A 23,669-nucleotide genomic window follows, 5' to 3' on the forward strand; every position below is an offset into this window, starting at 1 on the left:
TAGTGTTCCATCAGTTTCAGCCTCAAAGACATGGGGTATTCATCTAAAAATGATGATTTAATCACAGATATACCAGCAATGGATATCAGAGCAGCTTGTATGCACTTAATTTATGCTGCCCATGCAACAGTTATCGATCAACCTTGGGAGCAAGAATTTGCGATCGATGACCAACAAATTGAAAGATACTTAGGGTTAGAAAAACGCAAAGACTTATCGAAAGCAACTAAACTGAGCTTAATTAAAAACCTTGCTCAACAACCTTGTAACATTACTACTACTATTGATTGGCCTCAGCAGGGCAGAATTAATGCGTTCTCATTACCAGAAAGTCCATTGTGGCATATCTTAGAAATTCAACATCACTTTTCTGAAGATTCTACAGGATGTAAACATCTTGTTGGTCTTACCTTTAGGGTTAAAGCTGGTCTTTGGGCTAAGTATTTCCTCAATAAAGAAGATTGCAAGCAGGGCAAAGCATTTTATCAATATGGCATTTTGCCCCAGTCTATATTAACTACAGTAATGAGTATTTGGCAGCAACATGAAGGTACTGCTCGAATGCTGCTATGGTTATTATTCAAAACCAAAATGGGTAGGGAACAACGGTTGACTGTACCTACTCTAATGCGAGTAGCTTATGGCGAACAAAAAGTGATACGAGCATCTTCTTCTCGGGATGAGCGAAAACGACTAATTAAAACTTTTGAAAGCGATCTGGAAGTTCTCAATCATTATGGACTTAAACCCGAATTTGACCCCGAAACTTACCCCCAAGAAATTCAGCCAATGTGGGCAAAGTTAGCTGCCTTGCCTGATGATGGTGAAGAAGCTTTAGATTTCTGGATTGATGATGGTAGTAAAAATACAAGATTAACAGATAACGGCCCCAGAGGTAAGTGGAATATGTTGTTAAACGCTCGTATCCTCTGGTTTAAATTGCCTGAAGAATGGGATAAACACTTAGCAGATTTTGAAAAACAAAAGTTACGCTATTCTAATAAACGCAAAAGAACGAAAAAGCTGGCTGCGATCTGTGGGGAACAGATTATGACTGCTAGAAAAAGTCAGCAGTTAAGTCAGAGACAGTTGGCAACTATGCTCGGAAAAAGTCAAAGTTGGATTAGAGATATTGAGAGTGGACGCTTTCAAGTCAAAGGTGAAGACCAAATGCTATTACAGAATGTTTTAGGTTTGGGAGGATAGTGTTTAATTGAACGCTATTACTGAATTAAATAGGGGACAATTTGTATTGTTAAATTCTGATGTGCATTTGCGAAGGAATGGATGGTGTTATTGTCCCCAAATGGTTTGATTTCACAACCTTATATTTATACCATTTCCACCTATTAGAATTGCAAACACTTACCTCCCCTGAATTTTTTATCTCTCCTTTTCAAAATTAATCCCGGTAGCTCATCTCTTTTCAACTTTTATAAGTTCATTTTCATCAAGTTCAACTAATAAAGTTTGATTTGCCAGCAAAGTTGTGTCAGGAAAGTTTTGGAATATCCAGCTATTTAGTGGCTTCTCTACAAGAGTTTCTAATAAAGATTTAATTCGCCTACCACCAAGCATTAAGTTCCTTTTTTCCTTCATTCGAGTTGATAAAACTTCTAAAATAGAGGGTTGAAATTCAATTGTGAGTTTATATTTTTCTTTCGTTATTTCAATATATTGCTGTAGAAATTTCTTACCAATTGCAGTAACAAATTCAGAGCGAAGTAAATCAAAGACAACAATATTATCTCCGAGTCTTCCCAGTAATTCTGTTCTGCCTATATAATTACTAAAATACCATCGAACTTCAGTATCAAAATGACTTTCTATCTCTGAGTAATCAGGAATATTACCTTCACTAACTGACTCCATAATACCACTACGAATTGTTTCTCCTGTGTGATTATTAGTTAAATCTGATGCTCCTATATTGCTGGTAAAAATAATGACAGTTTGATTAAAGTACACAGTTTGACCTTTCCCATCCGTAAGTCTGCCATCACTTAGTATTTGTAAGAACTTATCCATAACTTTTGGTGTGGCCTTCTCTATTTCATCAAAAAGAAGAATGCTGTATGGTTGCTCTAGAACGCGATTAGTTAGTTGTCCTCCAGCTTCAAATCCGACAAACCCAGGAGGCGCACCAGTTAGCTTTTCTGCCGCGTGTTCTTGCGCATACTCACTCATATCAAAACGAATTAAACTCCTCTCATCTCCGAATAAAAGTCTTGCTAATGCCTTCGCTAGTTCAGTTTTACCCACACCAGTAGGTCCAACAAAGAAGAAGATTCCCTTTGGTTGTGTCCCCAGTTGACCGCCACTTAGACTCAAACCTATTCTGGCACTAGAAAGCATTGATGTTACAGCCTCAACAGCTCGTGGTTGACCAATTACAGACCGAGATAACTCTTCTCTAGCAGATGCAATTCTTTCTGGTTTAATTTGTTCCCAGGGATCGTCCCGTCTCCCAAATTTGTAAAAGTCTACAATTTTTCTGACTTGCTTTTCTTTTAAGGGAATTTTTTCACGCAATGAAGTAGTTCGCAAAGCTTCTAAATCCACTGTATGAAATCCTTCCGTAAGTTCAGCAAGTTCTTCTGCTAATATCTCTAACTGAGATGATGCGTTGGGATGAGGACGCTGAATACTGATTTTGTCACCCTCGTAAAAACCACTAAAATTTTCACGAGGACGTATGGATCTTAAAGCAAACTGACGACGTTCGTCTTTGTTGAGAGGGGATACTTGAACTAATTCAACTAGAGGATTATCTTGATAAACCCATTGAGGGACTCTCCCTAGATCGCTTGCTACTAAAATTAGAGTATTTCTAAGACCAGCTAACTTCCCTTCTGTCAGAATCGCAGCTTCAAAAGTACAATTTTTAAGAAGCATGAGCAGATTTCGTTCTTCAGCACTGTACTGACTTGAATCGGAGGTTAACATATCGACAGTATCGACAACTGCTGCTACTGAAGTAGTATCTTGAGATAATGCCATTCTCAAATTTCCAAAAGCTACTTCAGGTAAAATCCTAATGTTTGATGTTTGCCGTACATTAACTCCCGGATTAGAACGGGGTGGAGGAGTCATAGGATTAGCGGAAGTAGCTGGCGGACTCGGAGTTTGATTTTCGTTGGTGGTAGCTCCGTTAGGATGAGAATGATGCTCAATTGTTTGCTCTTGTACGAGAGCGTTAAACTTTTCCCTCATAGAATTAGAGAGGTAGCTAAACCCGCTTATTTGGTTGTAACGAACAATCAAATCAAAACCTTGCTCCTGTAAAAAAGTATCTATAATCTTATAAGTTGTTTGTCGCTCATCTCTCCACATAAACTCATCGTGAATATTTCCATACAAGATAATATGTTTGCGATAGTGAATTTGTTTCTCAAATTCCGTGAGCCATCGAAAATGTACTTTATTACTCATTTGCTCTTACCTTTTTCCCCTTGTGCGCGTAATTTTTCTGCTTTGTTGGCAATCCGGTTTGGTTCTTTACCCTGCCAAGTCACTTCACCCATTTGAACTCCAAACTCGTTTTGTAAGGCAGTGTGCATTTCTGTCAATACTTGCTCTGCTTCATCACAAATTGCTGTAGGAGTACCATCAGCAACTGAAGCTACAGTTGCTTTTTCATAACCATCGACATCATACCAAACTTGTCCTTCTATGGGAACACTGACATTAATTGCTCTCCCAGCAGCAGCAGCTCTGAAAATTTTTGCTGTCGCCGGATGTCCGGTGTGTTCGTCATCTACTGAAAGAATACTGAATCCCATTTCTTGGAGAGTTGTGACAATAGACTGAGTAATGTAATCCCGTTTGTCCGCTTTGAGTTGAGCGGTATTTGCTTCTTCAATAATCTGTTTTTCTTTTTCTTTGAGTTTGGCTAAGATTTGAGCAGGTAGATCAAATTCTTCAGATGTTAAAGCTTGATTAGCACGTTGAAGTTCTCCTTCCAATTCTGCAATAGAATGAGAATGCCATCGCATTACTACTGGGTCTGCTTTTAACCCAGTTACGACTTCCTGAATTTGCCCGACAACTTTTTCTGCTTCAGCTTTACGTTTTTCCCATTCGGCGCGACGTTGAGCAACTTTTTCCGAATGTTGTTTGACGGTTTTAGTTGCATTTTCCAGAGGAGTTGTCACCTTCTGTGGGTTTCCTGTCGCTAATGCGGAACGAACAGTTTCAAGTGCTTGCTTGACAGCATTTTGCCCCGAACTATCGAATTTGCTAGCGTCACTTTCGGGAATACGTCCTACTTCTCTTTCTAACTCTTCCAACTCAAACTGCAGACGCTCTATTTCTTCCTTGCGTTTTTTCTCCTCATCATCTCGACGCTTACGAATTACTGCTTTTTCACAGTCTTGCAAAATCTGATTTAGTTCAGCGATCGCTTTTTGCAATTGAGATTCGTCTTGACTCCGATCAATAATATTGGTTTGACTCTGACAGCGTTGTTGTAAAGCTGATGTATCTTGAGCATACATGGCAGACTGCTGTTGCTGAATTTTTGTTGCTACTGACTGCTGTTCCTGAGTTGCTCTCCCTCTGAGGTTCTCTACACGGCGACGGCGTTCTCTTTCTGCTGCTTCTGCTCTCAGTCTAGCTTCTTCTGCTGCTTTCCGGCGACGTTCTGCTTCTAGGCGTTCCTGTTGTTGGCGTCGTAACTCTGCTGATGAATATTTAGGACTACCACTCATAAGTTTTTTGGATTTATTTGGGGTTGACAATAACTGACTTTTGTAACATACGAGATTCAAATTCTTGACGAAAATTGGGTTGAGTGGGGACTCCTGAAAAACCTATTTCCGCAGATTCTTTGACAAAAAATTCTAAACCTACTGAGCGATCGCTTTGTTTTTGTAAGTAGTCTTGATAGCGATCGCTTAAGGCTAAAATTCTCTGATTGCTAGAACCTCTCCACAAGAGGTCTTTGTGTAGCTTTTCTATATAGACTCCATCCACTAAAATGTCGATTTGATTCAGGAGTGCCTTTTGTGATTCGGTTCCCTGGTTTTCTATTTTTTCTAAACGAAAACCTGTGTAACACATCACACCAAGGTCTTGTTGGTTTTTAATTGCCTCTATTACTGCTGATAATGCTTCTGCTTGCAACATTGGTTCTCCTCCAGAAAAGGTGACTCCTTCTATTTCTGGTTGACTGAGTATCCAATTAGCAAGTTCAGAAATTTCGATGGTTTCTCCTCCGTTTTCATCCCAGGATTCCGGTACAATACAGCTTTGACAGGCAAACTGACAACCTTGTACCCAGATTACTGCTCGTTGGTAAGGGCCAAGGACATTTATAGGGGAGCGGCGATCGAATATCTGTAGTTTTTTTTTATTCATTTGAATTTCCCTCTTGATTTGGTGGGAAGGGCGACGAGTTGGGAGGTTCTCCATCGATGTAAACTGCGGGAACCCACCATTGTTGGCCAGAAACTTTGTACCATCTGCGATCGGACTTGTCTAAACCTATCATCTCATCACTCTCAGTCCAAGCATCAAAATTTAGTTCTGTGTTTTGGTCAAAACTGGAACCTTGAAAATACTTTGGATCTTTACTAGGTTCAGTACGACACTTAACTCCTTGAAATACGCTTACTGTGCCTTTGAAAATAGCAGGATAAATACCTTCAGAGAATTTGTTTGAAGCTGTTTCTGTGTTAGAGATATTTACTTCAGATTCACCAGAAGCAAAATTTGAGGTACTGGAGACATTTGAAGTAGGTGGTATTTCCATTTCACCAGAAGCAGTTGTTGTATTAGTTTCACCAGAAATAGGTGGTGTTTCAGGGATGGTGACAACATCCGCTTTGACAAGAACAGTTCCTGGAATACGATAACCTGCACAAATAGTGAGTTTAACCTTGCCTTCAGGTTCATCTCGTGTATCATGTAAGTTTTCGTCAAATTTATCTTCTACTTCAGGCGCGTAAAACTCACCTGAAGGACTATCATTGACAATTTCTTGGACAAGCTTTAAACCAGCTTCTACAAAGTTTTTGATTTCTTGCAATACATCTTGAGAAAGATCAAAACCTCTGATTTTCTGCAAGTCTTCTTGAATTTTATTGGTAGTTGCTTCAACATTGTTTGTTAATGATTCATTAGAACCATCAACTCCTTTAGATTTAAGTAAGACAGTTTCAATCTTTTGCTCAATTACCTGTAATATCCCTTGAGGAGGATTTAACCCTTCAATTGATATAATTTGATTTACAATCAATCTAGCATTATCTTTAACTTCAGACTTATCCCCGGCAAAGAACGACATACCATCAATAAATACACGCTGAGACAGAACAGACCTGATTTCAGAGAATTCCTCCGATCTCTGATTGAGAGCAGAGTCTTGCTTTTTCCAGCATTCCAGCACTTTATTACTCGCCTCGCGGAATAACCCCCTTTTGAGGTTCTCGAAATCATTTTTTAGCTTATCTGAACGAGATCCTCCACCAGCAATACCAGACTTTTCTGTTTGTCCGTGTAGTCTTGCCATTGCCATACTTAGCTTTTTTTGAGTTTCTTTAAGCTCTTCTTCAAAGGAGGATTTTTGCGCTTCTATACCACTCTTAAATTTTTTGAGCTTCTCAATTTCTTGACGGAGATTGCTATTTTCTTGATGGAGATGGCCATTTTGTTGATTGAGATAGCTATTTTGTTGATTAATATAAGGAATATTGTTAACTTGCCTTTCTAAAGCGTTGTATCTTTGAGCCAAATTATTCCTGTCATCTACTAACTTTTTATATTCTTGCTTGTGTTTCCTAGCTTCTTCCTGGAGTGATTCTTCTCTCATATCTAATACTTCACTACGGTCTTTTTCATTCTTCAATTGTTTTTCCAGGTCGTTAATTAATTTTTCTTTAGACTTGACATCCTTTTTAGCTTCTTTTAGCTGATTATTGAGATCGTCTTTCTCCTTGCGTAACTTAGTTTCACTTAAATCAGAAACATTCTTTTGTAAGTCCCTCTGAACTGATTCTAAATTAGTACATCTTTCTAGAGTTTCCTTTAACTTTACCCTCAATGTCTCTTCATCCAAGTTTTCATACTCTTGGTAGTTTAAACTCAAAGGTTCAAGAAGACTGACTAATCCTCCAAAAAGCTTTCCAAAATCTTGATTGTAAAGAGAAATAATTTGATCTAAGGCTTCTTCACTTTCTGAATTAAACTCTAAGTTAGCAACTTCATCTTCGTTTATAACTCTGCGATAGACTTTAACAACTTTCACTTTATATAACATATGTTGTAAACCTCCAAATCCATACAATTAATAGTTACAAGCAAACCTAAAATTGCACCTTTCACGATTCCCACTAATAGGATCGATCGCATAAGCTACAACTTCAGAAAGACCGAACTGCATTTCCACCTCTATATACTTCTTTGTATTCTCCTTTGCTTCAAAGGGGAGACGTATTTCAACACTAGCAATCTCGCTCACCCCTTCCTCATCGGTGTAACGAACTTTTGGATTAGAAGTTGACAAGAAAGTTGTTTCTATTTCGGTTTGATTCGGAATAATCTGATATTTTCTCTTGACTATGGCATCAGTAGGAACTCGATCGCCAGCAGCAACAAAAATATCAAACCTGCCATCGCAATAATCACGATCCTCTTCTTGTTGGTAAACCCGACTCAACAGTTCCTTTGGTATTCGTTTTTCCTCTGGATCTATACCATTCTGGAATGGAGCAGCACAACCTTTACCGTATGTCAACCTAGAGCGTCGAGCAATAATTACACCAGGGTTAACCCCAAAGGAGGCAGCACCTAACAGAACAGCGGCACCTGGGCGATCGGGTATAACAATCTTCTCAACTTTGCCTTTAAACTCCTCTCGAATACGTTTTTTGAGCAAAGGAGATTCTGCAAAACCACCCACTAAAAAGAGAATGTCACATTTACGTTGAAGAGCTGTAAATTGCTCCCTAATCCTCGCAATAAGCTCATCGACTATGGGCTTAAAAATAGCCTCCATATCTTTATTTGTCAGCCGTATCACCGTATCATCCCCACCTTGAGCGTTAGCTAACTGTTCCAGTATCTGAGGATATTTATCCTTGAGAATTTTTTCCAGTTTTCTAGGCAACTCAATAGAAGTTCTCCAATTAGAATCTGCATCATAACCACACTTAATAGATTCCCAAGTTTCGCCCATAAGCTTCGCATATTCAACAGGCCATTCTGATTGAAATTCGTTCATTGCTTCAGCAGAAAGCTTGCGATCAAGAAATTCCCTGAAACTTTGATCTACATACTTAGAGCCATGCAGACCTCCACCGGGAGGTATCAACTCATCTAAACCCCTATCTTTAACAACTTCATGGACAGTAATATCAACAGTACCTCCTCCAGCATCAACAATCATAATTGTTTTGCCTCCGACTAGAGGAGCTGACTCATTCCGTCCTAACATCACTTGTTGACAATGAACTGCAGCCGCCTCTGGCTCTAAAACCAAAAGCAATCTTTCTGCTTCCTCAGTCCCTTCTCCAATTAACCCTGCCTCCTGAGCAGCACGGCGCATAATCTGTTTGCTCTCATCTGTCCAAACTGCAGGTACAGTTAAACACCATCGAATCTCACTTTCATCCAATAACCCTTCACCACCAAGTCCCTCTGCAATATCTTCGAGGGCAGTCTCCTTAACAAGCTTGAGAAATTCAGCAATTAAATTAAGAATCGAGAATTTCTTACCTTCCCTCATTATGTAGGGACCATCATCATCTCGATCCTTTCCTTCATGTAACAGCGTTTTAAAATTGTCAATAAAAATGTAATCTTTTTCTTCTTGTGTCTCCCTCAGTTGTGTAAATCTTTTCTTGGCATTATGTCCCCATGCTTCTACTATGCCATCAGGATTGAAAAGAATCTCAGTCAGTGTTTTCGGGTAAAACTCATTTGTGTGTGGCCATTTATTCCGGAAACTAGGCTCTTTTGCGTCCTTGTCCTCCATAAATATGTAAGCGTAGCCAGATCGAGCAGTGCCAAAATCTATGGCGATCGCTATCCGATAATTTCTATCTCTGAAGACATTAACCATTTAATTCTCCCTTAAATAATGGAGCTATACTAAGTTTTTTGGCCATGTTTTCCATAGCCTTATAAGCCTACGCACTTTATTTAGTACGGTAGGCTTCCTGTTTCTTCTCTTCCTTATACCTTCTTCTTTTACTCTGCTTATTCCTGACTTCTGAGTCTTCAATCCTAAAATTTATTTATAATTGTTCAACCAAAGGTCGTGGTGCATTGTAATGGTCGTGGATTGTCCAGTAATGTTTGTTACGAGGCATGGCAGTGGGAGCATCTTCCTCCCGTGTTAGGCATTGTTTGTTCCTATTTTCCATTACTATGCAGGACTACCAAACTTATTTATAACTGTTCAACCGGACACAATACTATACCTACTTCAGGCTACTATAATAGGACTTACGCAAAAACCGGGTTTATCGACGAAATTTCGTGGTTTGAAAAACAATAATCACGGCAATAAACCTGGTTTCTTGTTTGGGTGCGTCAGTCTTGTATAATTGAAAGTTATATTAATCCTGATTTATAAATTGAATGAAAACTATAATTTTTAGTCAAATTATAAAATTTTTTTGTTTCCATTAACTATGAAAAAGCATGAATAAACCATCAATATCAACAGGCTTAATTGCCGGACTAGCAGCTACTCTATTTTTCAGTATTAGCTTGAGTCTCCTAGAATATACAATCAAATCAAGTATTGTATTTAGCATAATAGGAGGAATTTCTGCTGGGTTATTAGGGTATTGGTCACAAATAGAATCAAGACCAGAAATTCCAGAAACAACCAATGCTGAACCTGTAGATTCTCCAAAAGAATCAAAACCACCTAAACCACCTAAAGCATGGCCAAAAATCCCTAGAGAACGTAGTGGTATTTCTATCTTAAGTTGGTTTTTTAGGTCAAGTCAAGTTTCTTCAAGAAAATATCAAAAAACTCGAAAAAAATACTAATTTATGACTTCTAATGTTTTTGTTTTTTTCTAAATTACTCCCTTTATTTATCTATCCTTTGGGATTATCTTGCCTGCTAATGCTGATAGCTTTTATTTTATTGTGGTGGTATCCTAAATGGTCAGCATTAGTGATTTTTCTGGCATTTACAGTAACATTTACGTTTAGTAATTCGTGGGTTTCTCAAGGATTAATTAAATCTTTAGAATGGCAAAATTTACCACCAAAAGAATTACCATCGGCAGAAGCCATTGTAGTTTTAGGTGGTGGAATTAAACCTGCCAATTCACCCCGGCCTTGGGTAGATTTTAGTGAAGCAGGCGATCGCATTTTACATGGAATAAGATTATATCAGCAGGGTAAAGCACCTTTAATTATATTAAGTGGGGGTAGAGTTGACTGGAAAGATGGAGGGAACCCAGAGTCTGGAGATATGGCAGAAATTGCTGAAACTATGGGAGTACCAAAAACAGCAATTTTACAAGATACTGATTCTTTAAATACTTATCAAAATGCTGTTAATGTTAAACAAATTTTAGAGAAAAATGAAATTAAAGGCAATGTTTTGTTAGTCACTTCAGCACTGCATACTCCACGTTCTATATTGGTATTCAAAAAACAGAAAATATCAGTAATTCCGGCACCAACAGATTTTTTAGTTACCGAAAGAGACTTACAAGAAATACAAGATAGTTGGCAAGGTTTTCTGTTAAATAGTATTCCTGATGCTGCAAATTTACAAAATTCTACTAAAGCTTTAAAAGAATATATAGGTATAATAGTATATGGTCTGCGAGGCTGGTTATAGCGCTACGCGCAAGTCAGAAGTCAGAAGTCAGAAGTCAGAAGTTAGAAGTAATCCCTGACTAAGTTTGAGCATTTATAAATGTCCTAACCTATTTGTGTAGTGCTATATAATATTTTTTTTAGTAGTCAGTAGTGAGGATAGAACAAATTTAGGAAATTGAGTAATACAAACTCCATCAAGGGGTTTCATCTTTGTATAAACTTCTGTATCTGAATTGAGCAACAAAACATAAAATTTTCCAACTTTTTTTATTCCTTCTTCCTTTGTGTAAACTTAATAAATAGGAATTACTTTTAATGCCTCCAGAATTAAGAAGCATCTTTCCAGAAGCAAATTCACCTGCTACAGAAATCTTTCAAATTTATCAAACTACTCAGGAATTTTATCAAGAAGTTAAATATAGAGAAGATTTTCAAAATTATTGTCAGTGGTATTATGAGATAGCTGAACAACAGATACATCAAGCCCGGCAATTCCCGGCCAAAGCTGGGAAAACCGTTCATAGCAACGTGACGGCAGAACCATCGACGCAGGCGGTATCTCGCAATGCTTTGAGAAAAATTCCCAAAGCGCCATTCCAATCTCTCGGCATTGAATGACCGCAATGGGGACATTTAAAATGCTTTGAGCCTCCTAAGTTTTGATGAACATGACCGCCCGATCGTACAAGTTTTGGAAGTATATTCCTCAGTTACATCTATTACGGTTGCCCCTCGTTTTAAAGCCTGAAACTTCAGAGTTTGTTTGAAACGGTAATGTGCCCAATTTAACATTTGGCGAACTGACGCGCGAGTTAAGTTTGCGTTTTTTCTTTCCTGATTTGGCAACCATTTGGGATGACTCAAAAGTAGGGAGAAAGATGACGCGATACTCAGTAGTTAACCATTTTGCTACTTTTTTATGGACTTCATCTATGAGATTTCTTATCCTAATAAATAAGCTGTTAATTTTATGCATGAAGTCGCTGTCTTTTATACTTATTTTGGCGACCTTTTAACACAGTTTTGTTGGATATTAGTCGATCGATATGCTGTGCTAATCGAAATATTCTGGTAATGTCTCCCTTGCCTATATCAATAAACTTTTCTCCATCAAATCCCGTTAAAAAGCTACGTTTCATGTCGCGCAGCGAAACACCAGGGTCTAAAGCTATGATGGATTGACTCTGAGAGTAATCTTGTTTAAACTCTTTTGGAAATACAGCAAACCAGCGTTTTTTGTCATAAACCAACTGAGTTTCTGCATCCCAAGATTGTTCTCTCACACAAGTCTTGTATGTCCCATCTTTTTGTTTTTGTTGATATTCTACATTAGTAGTAGGAATTACTTCTGATGCAAGGATATTTAATCCTTTTGTTACTGATGGCAACCAAGTACCTTTTTTAAAGTCTTCTACTCTAAATTTAATTGATTGTATTCGGTCTCTAATCGAACGAAATTTTCCGCAACTAGGCTGTTTAGTTCCACTTTTACGGCTAGTTTTAAATGCAGCATTAGCATCATAAATTGCGTTGACTTTAAGATGATATGGTGATTCTTTTATCCAATCTGGTAAACTTTCACTGTTTAAGATAACTTTGCGCAAATCGTATTTAGAAATCAACCCGTGTTTACGTTGATAAGCTATGGCTTGATTAAAACAATACCTACTTGCTGCTAGCCACTTTTTCCAAATTTGATGGAGATGTTTTTCTGGGTAAACTCTGATTCTTTGGGATTTGAGATGAATACTTTTGGAGTCTATACAATCTGGCCCTGAAACAGTGGAGGATGGAAAGGATGTCTTCAACCATTTCTGGTTTGGGAGATTCTTCAACTCTGCTGTGAACCAGGATTTGGCCAGAGTGTAGGGTGCACAACCATTGGAGCAAATCGAAGCCAAATCAAAGGAACCTATCTTTGTATGTGACCACAATAGATTGGACATTTCCTGACATGACTCGTTCCAATATGGTAAGCATTTTTTTTCGTTATTTATTGAGTCTGACTCCGGTTTCTTTGACAAGCTCTCTTTGAGGGTATTGGGATTGGAGATATTCACATTGACACATGCATATCTTTTCCCCTGGCATGACATAATTTTTTACCATTTCCTTTTGTTGATGTTTTCATCTTCTACCATTGCACTTATGAGAGGAAATTGCCAGGGTTTCTAAAATAAGCGTCAATGCACCAAAAAGAACTACAAAAAATGCAGAGTGATATTAATATTTTTGGTTTTTTCTTGAAATTAATTCACCCTAAAATCAAAAAATAGGAAAATAAATGAGGACAATGCCTCTTGAAGAAGGCAGAAGGGAAAATTGCATGGGGATAGTCTTCGACACACCACTTCGTGTCTATAACCCCAAACAATTTTAAGCACCGTTTAGACGGTGGGGTATTAAAGCAGTCACAGAAAAGATCAATCCTATAATATTAACCTTAAGTTATTCTATAAGTTCTAATTCCTCTTCTTTAAGATGAACTTTAAGTTTTGCTGTAAACTTGACAAGAATTGGTAGATTAGCACTCACTGGTCTACCCTTCCATTCATTGACAATAGCAACCACTTCCCCTTCCTGATTTTTCAGATCGAATGGTTCTCCTCTATTTTCAGGATGAATATAAACAATAACAGAGGTATTAACGCGAACATGATCGCCTACTTTCATATACTAAAACCTTGTACTATCATCTCCTAGAAATTCAACTAATGTAGCTCTAATACGAAATTACACTAGCTTTAAGAATTTTCCTATTCTTCCATAAAACCAACCTTAAAGTCACGTCATTTCAGTTATCAGTTATCAGTACCTCATGGAATAGGGAGGCAAGAAAATACTGAAGTTGATTTTTTTTCATCTATAAAGTCCAAAATTAGAAATTAAGAATCAGGAGAAACAGGAGTTTCTGAAGGATCAGGTATCATTGGACTTTCCCAAGATTCAGGAGGATCATTAGGACTTTGGCTAAAATTTTCCCAATTCCGCCACACCGCTACAACTGCCCCTACAAATAATATCAACAATAAACCAACCATAAACATCCAGGGCCTTAACCCTGAAGAATTTGGCATAGCCTCCGCCTCAGAATCAGGGCCAGAGTCAAGGTCAACTTCAGGTTTCAGCTCCGAAACTTCATCATCACTATAAAGAAGTGCTTTAGAAGCTTCAGATAATTCTGGCATTACTTCCTGTTCCAAAGGTGTTGCTGTAGGATTATTCAATAAAACCAACTGCTCTGGAGAAATGCGATAGTGGGCAAGCACCACCGAAGTATTATCGTGACCATTTTTCTGATTCGCCAAGTTAATCAGATACTCAACCGCCTGCTTGAGAGAAAATTCACCTCGAAAAATCTTGGAAGTATAATCATTCCAAGACTTCTCAACCCAATCATTATCACTCAGGCCATCCGAGCATAATAACAATAGACCCTCTTCTTCAATCAAAAATCTTTGAATAGTGGGACGAATAAACTCTCCATCCCTAGTACCAAGAGCCTGAGTCAGGGCACCCGCATCACGACGTTCTAATGCTTGCCAATACAGACAATGACCAAGACGCGTCTCCCTAGAAGCCACATCATCATCCACAGTCAACAATTGACAAGCATTTTGAGTTAGCCAATAGGCACGACTATCTCCCAAATTGGCTATGTACAACTCATGGGCATTATTCGGATTTGATTCTGGAGAAGACTTCACTTGTTGGGGCAACTGTAGGGCCATAACTAATGTTGTGCCCATACGTTGTCGGGACTCTCTTCCTTGTTCATTATTCTCAGTGGCAATCATGTTATTAACTACCCGAATAATTTCCTCAAGTTGTTTCTTTACCAAATCTGGTGATGTTAAATCCTGTTGTTGGGCGACTTCTGTCAATAAATTTTGCACTAATCTTTTAATGGACTGTACTGCTAGTTGACTAGCTACTTCTCCGCCATCATGGCCACCTACCCCATCACAAATCATTGCTAAATGGGGCACTAACTGCTTGCTTGCTAAATCTTGTTCCGTTGGATAACAACAATCCTCATTATGGAGACGCACAGGCCCAGTATCCGTAGCTCCTACTATTTCCGCACTTAATGGTAGTTGGGCCGCCTGTTCCAATAGGAGTTGGTTCAATTTAGGGGCGATCGCGTCGAGAGATTCCCCAATATCCCCAATCATCTGACAAATTTCTTGTAATGGCTGTTGGATATGAGCATGAGCAGTAGAAATCAAATTAGACCAAAAAATCCTTAAATCTCTATGTTTAGTGTTACGGTTTTGTAAGTCCAACCCTAATAGTCGTAACCGCCAACCTTCGACTCTTAAATTATTTGTCAACAGACTGAAAGCCACACGCTCTTTTGATAAAGGTTTCCATAACTGCATCATTTGCCATAACCAGTAAACTTGGCGTACAGGAGTTGCTGTAGGCCAAGCATCTACAAACGCAGGACATAACTGACCTTGAGAGTCTAGAGGAACGTTGTCTAACAACAAAATATCTGTAGGATAAGTTTCTTCTCCATATGGATAGAAACCATGTACCTCTGGTGTATGGAGCCTATAGGGATATAAATGTAAATATGGGGTTATATTCTCTGGTAACTCCTCATATATAAAAGGAAGTTTCGCAGGTTTAGTATCCAACCATACTTGTGGAGCTACAACATAGTAGCGATCGCCCAGAAACTCCGCAACAGGAATCTCAACTCCGGCATCAACAGCCCATAAATAGCGATAGATTAATTTAGTTTGGCAAGCTTCGCACTCTTGGCGACCCCAGGAATTGGCCGGATGAGGACAGTTAATATTTGGGCAATAAATTATTGGGGTAGAAGACATTTGATTAAGTTAATAATTAAAAATCAAAATTTAAAAGTTAAAAATTATACGAGAAATATTAATTTGAGAATTTATATTAAGGAATTGTTTTTTTCGGTGTTGATAAATAATTTAGGAGAGTTCCAAACTGACTATCTTTAGTGTCAAGACGCAAAGATATGTTGAGATAGAAGTCATCTTCATAAATTTCGGAATAAACTAATTATATACTTGACTATTTGTCAAGGAATAATTTTAGTGAAAAATCACTTATAAATTTAACTAGCTATCAGCTATCAGCATTTTCCGTACCGGAATGTTCCGCAAACAGCTATCAACTTTTTGACCTTGGGTTTAAATCCTTTCCTCAACGTAAAAAAAGTCCTAATGCTGAGTGCTGAGTACTATTTAACCTCACCGAAAAATTTGGGTAGTTACGCTTCCTCTTTTAATCAGATTGTGGCTTTAAAGGTGGGAAGCTAGACCTGAAGGTGCGAGAATGGGAGTGTCTCAACTGTGGTGCAAAACATGTTCTTAGACGAGAATGCAGCGATAAATATATTAGTCGCGGGCGGGCAGTCCGAGACATTAAACGGACGCGGAGGCAAGCGTAACCCACCCCCATCCCCTCCCGGGAGGGGAGCAAGAGGGGTGGGTGCAGCAGCCTGTGAAACGTCAACCCACCGAGGAGCTTCGGCTCGGTAGGAATCTCCGCGCCTTTAGGCCGGAGAGGATGTCAACATTCCCATTTATCAAAATAATTGGGTCGCGCAACCCCGCCTTTTAAGGCGAAATATTTTTGGAGCGGGGCTCAAATCCCCTAGTTCCCCTCCTGGGAGGGGTTAGGGGTGGGTTACTTCTGACTTCTGACTTCTGACTTCGTTAACCATGTTATTAAATCCAACGATATTTTGGTTACTGGCTGGGGCAATTCTTTGTTTTTTAGAACTCCTCGTACCCACAGCCTTTGTTGAATTTATGATGGGACTGAGTGCCTTTGTTGTGGCAGGAGTGTCCCTCTTAATTCCTAGTATTAGCGTACAAGTGGCCTTGTGGATGATTTTTTCTGTAGCTTCTATTTTTGCCTTCCGTCGTCTGCTGCCCAATCATACAGTGGCTACTATTGCAGATGCTCAAGAGGCAGAAACTTTAACAGAAATATTACCAGGTCAGCCTGGTCGAGTAATTTATGAAGGTAATTCTTGGCGGGCAAAATGTGACGATGAAAGTAGCGCGATCGCTGCCCACGAAAAAGTTATTGTCGTTAGGCGTGAAGGTAATACTCTATTTGTATTGCCAGAAAATTTATTAAATTCTTCAGTTTATCTCCCTAACCAAAGTCAATTGAAATAACAACTAATTAGATAATTTAGGAGATTAAAAATGGAACAGTTTTTTTTGTTAGTCTTTTTAGCTTTAGGTGGTTCAGGTTTAGCCGGAAGTGTCAAAGTTATTAATCAAGGAAATGAAGCTTTAGTAGAAACTTTAGGTAAATATAATGGCAGAAAATTAGATGCTGGTTTAAAATTTGTTATCCCATTTTTAGATAGAATCTCTTATCAAGAAACAATTCGGGAAAAAGTATTAGATATTCCACCTCAGCCATGTATTACTAGAGATAACGTAGCAATTAGTGTAGATGCTGTGGTTTATTGGCGGATTATGGATTTGGAAAAAGCCTTCTACAAAGTAGAAAATCTCAAATCTGCAATGACTAATCTAGTTCTAACTCAAATTCGGGCAGAAATGGGTAAATTAGAATTAGACCAAACTTTTACAGCTCGAACAGAAATTAATGAAGTATTACTCAGAGAATTAGACATAGCTACTGACCCTTGGGGAGTAAAAGTAACTAGGGTAGAATTACGAGATATTAGCCCTTCAAAAGCAGTGCAAGATTCTATGGAATTACAGATGACTGCGGAGCGGCAAAAACGGGCAGCAATTTTAACTTCAGAAGGGGAAAGAGATTCTGCAATTAACTCTGCCAGAGGTAAAGCAGAATCACAAGTCCTTGATGCCGAAGCTCGTCAAAAAGCAACTATTTTAGAAGCAGAAGCACAACAAAAAGCAATTGTTCTGAAAGCTCAAGCTGAACGTCAATCTCAAGTGTTAAAAGCGCAGGCAACTTCTGAAGCATTAGAAATTATTACTAAAACCCTTCATAAAGACCCCAGTGCTAAAGAAGCACTCCAATTTTTATTGGCTCAAAACTATTTGGATATGGGTCAGAAAATTGGTAGTAGTGATAGTAGTAAAGTTATGTTCATGGACCCCCGCAATATTCCAGCAACTTTAGAAGGTATGCGTTCCATTGTGGCAGATGGCAAAAATTCAGTTCAAAGTTAAAAAAGTTTTGAATTGAAAAATGGATAATATAGTTCATAAAAATATAGTCAAATATGACATATCCTTATTTTGCAGGAGTTACCCTGACTGGGTGAACTACAACACCCTCTATCCCATAGTCAAAGACAAAAGAGAGCTGCTTTTCTCATTATGTTTAGAGAACCATTCACATAACTCATTGATTAACCCAGTAACTCTGGTCAAATTTGATTATACCATTAATACAGATAGTCAAGAGTGATTAAATGTTGTCAAATATTTAGTAGCTCTTTTGTACAAATCAACGAAGATATTTGACATCACTTGACTATATATGACTATATTTATGTATAACTTTTATTATACCAATAGCCAAAGTGGTTAGGAAATAGACTGATAATGAGCTTTAGACAGGGAAATAATTTTTCCTACAGTTCCTTGTTCTCTATATCCCTAAGTCAGAGTGGTTAGGACATAGAATGATAATGATCTTTAGACAGGGAAATATTTTTCCTACAGTTCCCTGTTCCCAGATCCGGTGTTCCCTATTCCCTAAGTCAGAGTGGTTAGGATATAGACTGATAATGATCTTTAGACAGGGAAATATTTTTCCTACTATTCCCTACTCCCTACTCCCTACTCCCTGCTATTAAAGTACAGTGGTCACAAAGTCCAAAAAACTCCAAAGTGTGATAAAAAATCTTAAAACTGTGGGACTTCTGTAATTTTTGTTCTAAATGATGGACAGAACATTCATTAATAGGAATAGAAGTCCCACATTTCACACAAGTCAGATGATGTTGGTCGTGTCGCAAGGAACTATAGACGGATTCACCATTGGCCAAAGTCCGGACAATCACTACCCCTTCTTGCTTGAGGGCATCTAAAGAACGATAGACTGTTGCTAATCCCAGAGGTTGGTCACATTCGCGTAGTGTAGAATAAATATCCTGAGCAGATAGCGATCGCTTCTGGATTTTTAATAGCTTCAAAATACGCTCTTGAGACCGGGTACGATTGGATTTCATGGACCAATTTTGTTAACTATAAATAGAACTTAACTGATAATATCTAACGTGGTTAGTTGAAATCTAAAATTTTTTAATCACGTGACAAAACAATATCAGGCATATATATATGTTACCCTAAGACCATCTGTTTTAGACCCTGCTGGTACTGCTGTTAAATCTGGGTTGGCACAGATGGGGTATGACAATGTAGAGCAAATTAGAATTGGTAAATATATTGAGTTGATACTTCAGGCAACCGATGAAGCAACAGCTAAGGAACAGCTAGAATTAATCTGCGATCGACTATTAGCAAATCCTGTTATTGAAAATTATCGTTTTGATTTAATGGAAACTATCAAAGAAGGTGTTCATTAATTGATAATGGATCATGAATAATGAATAATGGATAATGGATAATGAATAATGAATAATGAATAATGAATAATGAATAATGAATAATGAATAATTATCTCTAGTTAAAACTGTTTTTGATTGAAGATAAGGATTTCTGATTTCTTTTTTCTCCTTAAAAGGAGAGGCTTTAAGCCTTTGGGGATTAATTATCAATTATCAATTATCAATTATCAATTATCCATTGGTAAACATAATATAATAATTAATACGCTCTTAGGGTGCTAATTATCAAAAAGGCGATCCTATTTGTGTTAATTACTTCATAATTGAAGTTCTATCTAAGTTAAGCATTAATGCCTGGTAATTGGTATTACCCTTCAGAGTATAGAAACTATAATTGAAATTAATATGAAATTTGGTATTATTGTGTTTCCCGGTTCTAACTGCGATCGCGATGTGGCTTGGGTTACTCAAAGTTTATTAGGTCAACCAACTCGCATGGTTTGGCATCAAGAAGAAGATATTTCTGGTCTAGATGTAATAGTTGTCCCTGGAGGTTTCAGTTATGGCGACTATCTCAGATGCGGGGCGATCGCTCGTTTTTCTCCAGTCATGGCAGCAACTGTTGCTCATGCCCAAAAAGGTAAGTTAGTCTTAGGCATCTGTAATGGTTTCCAGATACTGACAGAAATAGGACTATTGCCAGGAGCATTAATCAGAAATCAGCAATTGAATTTTATTTGCGATCGAGTTCCTGTGAAAGTAGAAAATTCTGATACCCCTTGGACATCTACCTATACAACGGGAGAAGTGATTCGTTTACCAATAGCTCATGGTGAAGGTCGTTATTATGCTGATGCAGAAACGTTGCAACAATTAGAGAATAATGGTCAAATTTTATTTCGTTACTGCACAGAGAATGGTGAAATTAGTCAAGTAGCTAATCCCAATGGTTCTCTGAATAATATTGCTGGGATCTGTAACCGTCAAGGCAATGTGTTGGGAATGATGCCTCATCCAGAGAGAGCATCAGATCCAATGTTAGGTTATACAGATGGCATTAAATTATTTAAGGGATTGTTAATGTCTGTAGTTGGAATTTAGCTACATTTAATAATTAATAATTAATAATTAATAATTAGGGCGTGGCTGAATAAATATAAAAGCATTGACTGATATTGGTTTTAGTCTTTTTGGGTCTTGAAAAAGTACAAGGTTTTCGTTCTAGGGAACTCAAAAAGCTAGGATTTTGGGTTGACTATCGCAGAAAAATCAAGGGATAATTCTTTCTACTGCCTCCTTTAAATTCCCCATTTCTCCAGTATAGCTGTCTTCCCCTCAACCGGAGGGGGAGGGGCGAGGGGTGGGTTGTCTCCTGTCTCCTACCTCAGCAAAAAGACTTTTGAGCGCAAACCCTAATTATCTCTCCTTAAAAAGAAGAGGATTGACTCAAAGGAAAAATCTTTCTTGTTTCTCCTTTAAAGGAGAGGTATTAAACCTTAATTAGGGCTTGCTGATTAAATCTCAAAGCATTGACTGATATTGGTTGTAGCATTTTTTGATCTAAAAAAGTGTCAACTTTTCAGTGGCAAGAGCTGCAAAAAGCTAGTATTTTTGGAGGATTATGGCAGACAAATCAAGGGATAATTTTTCCGACTAACTCCTCTATAATTTCCATTTCTCCTGTCTCCTGTCTCCTGTCTTCCCCTCCCCTCCTGGGAGGGGCTAGGGGTGGGTTGGGAGGGGTTAGGGGTGGGTTGTCTCCTACCCTCACCCATAAGACTTTTGAGCGCAAACCCTAATTATTCGGTAATGTACCTCATCGCTTTCCCATAAAATAAAAGTTGATTTCAATTGATTAATTTTTAACAGGGATTGCTGTGCCTTTTCAGCTATCGCCAACATGAAAAGCGCTACGAGTCTCATTATTGCTCCTCAGACTAGCAGTATGAGGTTACATCTTCCCCACAAATATCCGCTAAATAACACAAAGCTCTAAACCTCAAACCAATTAATTCATTATAAAGAGGGTTAAGTTTGCACATGGGAGGAATATGAAACAAAAGATGACCAAAAAAAGTGATATCGCGCTCAAAGGGGCACTGACTGGGAATTAATTGGCATAGAAATTTGGCTAATTTGGGGTTATTAATTTCTATATGGTCTAGCCATTGTCGCAAGGGTTTTAATGGCTTAAAATTCGGTACTGTAGATAACATACGAGTAGTCATAGCATTTAGAATGTTAATATTGTGACGTTCTCCCACCTTAACCGCAAGGGTATAACGTGGGCTTCCCCACCTCGCAGATAGGGCTTCCTGTTTCGTTGGGAGTGCAACCACTTAACCCTCCACAGGCAGACACGATGAGACCCACCGTGCTTTTGTACTGAACAATTCTGTACTCCTGAAAGCACCCTCAAGAGTTTTACCTTTTCACGGGCTGACCGCGAACTTCTCAATTTCACCCCTTATTCTATGTTGTTTTCATGTTTCCAGGCGCGTATTACCGCTACTCCTGATGTCATCATCATAGTACATAAGTAGGTACACAATGACCAGCTACGCTAAAAGCAAAGGATATTCTGTCGCTCTTGATTATCCGAAATTACATTAAGTGGATGCTTCGCAATTTATTTATTGGTAGGCAATTCTCCTCCCGTTAACATTCGCATAATAGGAGTTCCCTTTGCGACATTCAAGTTGGTAATTGTATTTAAGCTCTCTATAAGAGTTCTACAGTGTATTTTTTGACTTTACCGGAAAGGTAATATGTGAATAGTCTATTATCAACTGATTGGCAAAAATCAAAAGTTAATTATCTTTTCTACCTGACCCCTGACTCTTTTTCAAGATATTGACTTTTGATTTTCCAGTATAACTTCTCCCCACACAGTAATGTGGAGAGGTTTAAGCAACTAGAGGGGTTGATTGCAAATAGTTTGAGGATGCTGTAAGTAATTTTGACTGTCCTCAACAGCAGAAGTATTCAGACTAACTTCTTTTCCATGGCATTAACAAATTTGACATACTCCCGACGTTGCGCTTACGCGACAATGGGAGATTTTTCAGGCCGGAAAACTCTGACCGTAGTTTCGTGTGAGGTGATCTCCTCCCCCTGTATTAAAACGATCAGCAGTAATATTTTTGAGAGACCTACTACTTGACATACTCCCGACGCTCCCCTACGGGAGAGCGCGGGATTCTTCAGTCAAAGAAGCCTTGACCGCAGTTTTTACAGAGGTGATGTCCTCCCCCTGTGTTAAAAGTGGATAATAGGCTAACCGATACTATTTTGCTAACATTTGTTAACAATACACAGTAGAACATTATCTACTGAGGGGGTATCTCCCAATGTCTACAAGAAAACCTGTAAACACTTTTAAACACTTACTTTGCCTTGGTTATCGGCAGTCGCAGAAGTTTTAATTACGCGAGCCACGCTAGAGGTAACTTATCAGGATAGCGGTTACTTAGTGGTCTGGTTTTACACCACAAACTACCTACTCTGTTTGTCAGGTATTAGGATAATCTATACATATAGATAAATATAACTATATCAATACATATAAACTTATGTTAATAAATATTAGTAAATCAACAATAGTTAATTAACCTCTTTTTATCACCTAACTTGATTGTTACACCAATTTAGCTAATTGTCGCGTCTTAACTATTCACAAGTATAAATATTATATATTAAATTAATTAGTTTTTCTTATATTTAAGATGTTGAAAAAAAACAATATATATAGTATTGTAAAGTAAATGTAAATTTTTTCCTTTAACCAGAGTGTAAAATAGTAGATAATATCGTCGCAGTTTTCTTCTATAACAATTTGATGGGCGATACAGAGTAATGCAAGGCTTCATGTTACAGCGCTTTTCAAATTGATGAACCACATCTTCACACATCAAACATTGTAGGGACGTTCCATGGAACGTCCCTACTGTGGTCTACCCAAATGAAAACTGCTGTAACGTAGTTGTGCCCTAGCAAGCGCCATACTTAACCCAATTTTTTTTCTTTTGTAGTGAAACTTAGCTCAAATCCTCTTTTGTTTTCAATCCTTCAGCTAAGAAGAAACGGAGTAATATCATGTCCGGATAATCAGTGATAAAAAAACCTTTTCCCTTTTAACCTTTTCTTTCCTTCTGCCTTCCCCTCCAGGGAGGGGTTAGGGGTGGGTTGCCTTCTGCCTTACCTTCTCCAAAGTGTAAGTATTCAACCGGAAATAATATTATATCATGTCCGGATAATCAGTGATAAAAAACTTTTTCTCATGAGCGCCTTTTCTTCCCTTCTGCCTCCCCCTCCTGGGAGGGGTTAGGGGTGGGTTGCCTCCTGCCTTCGGACCTCCAAAGTGTAA

General features: G+C 38.3%; 20 protein-coding genes and 1 pseudogene. 9 read left to right on the top strand and 12 right to left on the bottom strand.

Features of this window, described 5'->3' with window-relative positions:
* Positions 1 to 30 precede the first annotated feature (30 nt).
* Positions 31 to 1,206, top strand: coding sequence for a helix-turn-helix transcriptional regulator (locus F6K54_RS17735; protein WP_366558160.1), 1,176 nt, complete (start codon positions 31 to 33; stop codon positions 1,204 to 1,206).
* A gap of 210 nt (positions 1,207 to 1,416) precedes the next feature.
* Here the strand turns inward: F6K54_RS17735 and F6K54_RS17740 are convergent, their stop codons facing one another.
* From F6K54_RS17740 to F6K54_RS17765, 6 genes are all read right to left on the bottom strand, one after another.
* Complete coding sequence (locus F6K54_RS17740; protein WP_293079871.1) at positions 1,417 to 3,432, bottom strand: AAA family ATPase; 2,016 nt, start codon at positions 3,430 to 3,432, stop codon at positions 1,417 to 1,419.
* On the bottom strand, positions 3,429 to 4,709 hold the full coding sequence (locus tag F6K54_RS17745; protein ID WP_293079873.1) for a hypothetical protein: 1,281 nt from the start codon (positions 4,707 to 4,709) through the stop codon (positions 3,429 to 3,431). Before F6K54_RS17745 ends, F6K54_RS17740 begins: the two co-directional genes overlap by 4 nt.
* A 13-nt stretch (positions 4,710 to 4,722) precedes the next feature.
* Positions 4,723 to 5,358, bottom strand: coding sequence for a 4Fe-4S single cluster domain-containing protein (locus F6K54_RS17750; RefSeq protein ID WP_293079876.1), 636 nt, complete (start codon positions 5,356 to 5,358; stop codon positions 4,723 to 4,725).
* Positions 5,351 to 7,258 carry a hypothetical protein gene (locus tag F6K54_RS17755; protein WP_293079879.1) on the bottom strand — a complete coding sequence of 636 codons (1,908 nt, stop codon included), beginning with the start codon at positions 7,256 to 7,258 and terminating at the stop codon, positions 5,351 to 5,353. Before F6K54_RS17755 ends, F6K54_RS17750 begins: the two co-directional genes overlap by 8 nt.
* Before the next feature lie 27 nt (positions 7,259 to 7,285).
* On the bottom strand, positions 7,286 to 9,061 hold the full coding sequence (locus tag F6K54_RS17760; protein WP_293079882.1) for an Hsp70 family protein: 1,776 nt from the start codon (positions 9,059 to 9,061) through the stop codon (positions 7,286 to 7,288).
* Positions 9,062 to 9,236: 175 nt separating this feature from the next.
* Entirely contained in the window at positions 9,237 to 9,365 is a 129-nt protein-coding gene (locus tag F6K54_RS17765) for a hypothetical protein (protein ID WP_293079885.1), read from the bottom strand.
* A 280-nt stretch (positions 9,366 to 9,645) separates the two neighbouring features.
* On the opposite strand from F6K54_RS17765, the gene F6K54_RS17770 reads away from it, so the two are divergent.
* The 3 genes from F6K54_RS17770 to F6K54_RS17780 all read left to right on the top strand — a co-directional run bounded on the left by F6K54_RS17770 (position 9,646) and on the right by F6K54_RS17780 (position 11,409).
* Positions 9,646 to 10,002 carry a hypothetical protein gene (locus F6K54_RS17770; RefSeq protein WP_293079887.1) on the top strand — a complete coding sequence of 119 codons (357 nt, stop codon included), beginning with the start codon at positions 9,646 to 9,648 and terminating at the stop codon, positions 10,000 to 10,002.
* Positions 10,003 to 10,015: 13 nt separating this feature from the next.
* Positions 10,016 to 10,810 carry a YdcF family protein gene (locus tag F6K54_RS17775; RefSeq protein ID WP_293079890.1) on the top strand — a complete coding sequence of 265 codons (795 nt, stop codon included), beginning with the start codon at positions 10,016 to 10,018 and terminating at the stop codon, positions 10,808 to 10,810.
* 296 nt (positions 10,811 to 11,106) lie between these two features.
* Positions 11,107 to 11,409: a hypothetical protein gene (locus F6K54_RS17780; protein WP_293079893.1), complete on the top strand. Its 303-nt coding sequence runs from the start codon at positions 11,107 to 11,109 to the stop codon at positions 11,407 to 11,409.
* Here the strand turns inward: F6K54_RS17780 and F6K54_RS43800 are convergent.
* The 4 genes and pseudogenes from F6K54_RS43800 to F6K54_RS17800 all read right to left on the bottom strand — a co-directional run bounded on the left by F6K54_RS43800 (position 11,310) and on the right by F6K54_RS17800 (position 15,629).
* Positions 11,310 to 11,641 (bottom strand): annotated as a pseudogene (locus F6K54_RS43800) (zinc ribbon domain-containing protein). The gene F6K54_RS17780 and the pseudogene F6K54_RS43800 sit on opposite strands and share 100 nt — an antisense overlap.
* A gap of 118 nt (positions 11,642 to 11,759) precedes the next feature.
* Complete coding sequence (locus tag F6K54_RS17790; protein WP_293079898.1) at positions 11,760 to 12,737, bottom strand: hypothetical protein; 978 nt, start codon at positions 12,735 to 12,737, stop codon at positions 11,760 to 11,762.
* A 502-nt stretch (positions 12,738 to 13,239) separates the two neighbouring features.
* The gene (locus F6K54_RS17795; protein ID WP_293079900.1) at positions 13,240 to 13,464 is read right to left on the bottom strand and encodes a ferredoxin-thioredoxin reductase variable chain; all 225 of its coding nucleotides are present in this window, start codon (positions 13,462 to 13,464) and stop codon (positions 13,240 to 13,242) included.
* Between the two features lie 212 nt (positions 13,465 to 13,676).
* On the bottom strand, positions 13,677 to 15,629 hold the full coding sequence (locus F6K54_RS17800; RefSeq protein ID WP_293079902.1) for a PP2C family serine/threonine-protein phosphatase: 1,953 nt from the start codon (positions 15,627 to 15,629) through the stop codon (positions 13,677 to 13,679).
* Positions 15,630 to 16,136: 507 nt separating this feature from the next.
* Between F6K54_RS17800 and F6K54_RS17805 the strand changes: the two genes are divergently transcribed.
* The 3 genes from F6K54_RS17805 (at position 16,137) to F6K54_RS17815 (ending at position 17,957) form a co-directional block, all read left to right on the top strand.
* Entirely contained in the window at positions 16,137 to 16,313 is a 177-nt protein-coding gene (locus F6K54_RS17805) for a hypothetical protein (RefSeq protein ID WP_293079904.1), read from the top strand.
* A 183-nt stretch (positions 16,314 to 16,496) separates the two neighbouring features.
* Positions 16,497 to 16,961 carry an NfeD family protein gene (locus F6K54_RS17810; protein WP_293079907.1) on the top strand — a complete coding sequence of 155 codons (465 nt, stop codon included), beginning with the start codon at positions 16,497 to 16,499 and terminating at the stop codon, positions 16,959 to 16,961.
* Positions 16,962 to 16,991: 30 nt separating this feature from the next.
* On the top strand, positions 16,992 to 17,957 hold the full coding sequence (locus tag F6K54_RS17815; protein WP_293079910.1) for an SPFH domain-containing protein: 966 nt from the start codon (positions 16,992 to 16,994) through the stop codon (positions 17,955 to 17,957).
* Between the two features lie 608 nt (positions 17,958 to 18,565).
* Here F6K54_RS17815 and F6K54_RS17820 read toward each other — a convergent pair.
* Complete coding sequence (locus F6K54_RS17820; protein WP_293079911.1) at positions 18,566 to 18,964, bottom strand: Fur family transcriptional regulator; 399 nt, start codon at positions 18,962 to 18,964, stop codon at positions 18,566 to 18,568.
* Positions 18,965 to 19,045: 81 nt separating this feature from the next.
* Here F6K54_RS17820 and purS point away from each other — a divergent pair, with 81 nt between their 5' ends.
* Both purS and purQ read left to right on the top strand, forming a co-directional pair.
* The gene (purS, locus tag F6K54_RS17825) at positions 19,046 to 19,321 is read left to right on the top strand and encodes a phosphoribosylformylglycinamidine synthase subunit PurS (RefSeq protein ID WP_293079914.1); all 276 of its coding nucleotides are present in this window, start codon (positions 19,046 to 19,048) and stop codon (positions 19,319 to 19,321) included.
* A gap of 387 nt (positions 19,322 to 19,708) precedes the next feature.
* The gene (gene purQ, locus F6K54_RS17830; protein ID WP_293079916.1) at positions 19,709 to 20,404 is read left to right on the top strand and encodes a phosphoribosylformylglycinamidine synthase subunit PurQ; all 696 of its coding nucleotides are present in this window, start codon (positions 19,709 to 19,711) and stop codon (positions 20,402 to 20,404) included.
* A gap of 836 nt (positions 20,405 to 21,240) precedes the next feature.
* On the opposite strand, the gene F6K54_RS17835 is transcribed toward purQ, so the two are convergent.
* Positions 21,241 to 21,531: a Mo-dependent nitrogenase C-terminal domain-containing protein gene (locus F6K54_RS17835; protein WP_293079919.1), complete on the bottom strand. Its 291-nt coding sequence runs from the start codon at positions 21,529 to 21,531 to the stop codon at positions 21,241 to 21,243.
* Positions 21,532 to 23,669: the final 2,138 nt, after the last annotated feature.

Origin of the sequence: Okeania sp. SIO3B5 (genome assembly GCF_010692555.1) — a bacterium.
Classification (GTDB): domain Bacteria; phylum Cyanobacteriota; class Cyanobacteriia; order Cyanobacteriales; family Microcoleaceae; genus Okeania.